The sequence below is a fragment of the Polynucleobacter sp. AP-Latsch-80-C2 genome (assembly GCF_018882185.1).
Lineage (GTDB): Bacteria > Pseudomonadota > Gammaproteobacteria > Burkholderiales > Burkholderiaceae > Polynucleobacter.
This window is the reverse complement of the sequence record NZ_JACVOY010000036.1, coordinates 1-597: the sequence shown is the minus strand read 5'-3', so window position 1 is coordinate 597 and position 597 is coordinate 1. Positions and strand designations below refer to the sequence as shown.

General features: G+C 43.4%; 2 protein-coding genes. Both read right to left on the bottom strand.

From position 1 onward, the window contains the following. Positions 1-2: 2 nt before the first annotated feature. Positions 3-299, bottom strand: coding sequence for a hypothetical protein (locus tag ICN47_RS12750; protein WP_216220283.1), 297 nt, complete (start codon positions 297-299; stop codon positions 3-5). 1 nt (position 300) lies between these two features. Beyond that, complete coding sequence (locus ICN47_RS12745) at positions 301-480, bottom strand: hypothetical protein (RefSeq protein ID WP_216220282.1); 180 nt, start codon at positions 478-480, stop codon at positions 301-303. Between the last annotated feature and the right edge of the window lie 117 nt (positions 481-597).

The following is a 597-nucleotide window of genomic DNA, read 5'->3' as shown; positions in this document are numbered from 1 at the left end:
CCTCAAGAACAATACTTCCCCTCTAGACTTCTCACATCACTGATTCTGTCATCCACCATCTGATTGAGAGTCTTATTCGCTAAGTCTCGGTTTTCAGAGGTTTTAAGGCTTTGGTTAATCAGGCTAGCGACATCCTTACGAATGGCTGTATTGCCATAACGCAGCCCTTTTAAGGTTGATACCGCTTCAGCGGAGATCTTGCACTGCTGAGTCACTAACTCAGAAGAGTCAGAGACGTTATTGGCATAAGCAAAAGCAGCTACTGAGATACACGCTACGGCTAATAGAGTCTTTTTCATCTTAGTTCCTTATTTTGTGACCACAAGTAGGACAACAGCCAAGATCTTTTGCCTTGGTTTTACGCAATGCGGCATATACCCCGGATTCAGAGATCTCTAGCTTGCGAGCTGCCTGAGCAGCACTCATCCCCTTCTCGATGTATTGCAAAGCCAATTGGGTTTTCGGTATTTGTCGCTTCATTCCCTCTACTATACTACAGAAGTACTGAACTTCACTACTATAGTAAAAATAAAGTGGGGGATCGTGTAAAAACAACAAGGAGAGATGGGATAGATGGATTAATTCTGAGAGGGAAAA

Bases quoted from the DNA above. Each gene is read 5' to 3' on its own strand.
- ICN47_RS12750 (WP_216220283.1), bottom strand. From the start codon at position 299: ATGAAAAAGACTCTATTAGCCGTAGCGTGTATCTCAGTAGCTGCTTTT.
- ICN47_RS12745 (WP_216220282.1), bottom strand. From the start codon at position 480: ATGAAGCGACAAATACCGAAAACCCAATTGGCTTTGCAATACATCGAG.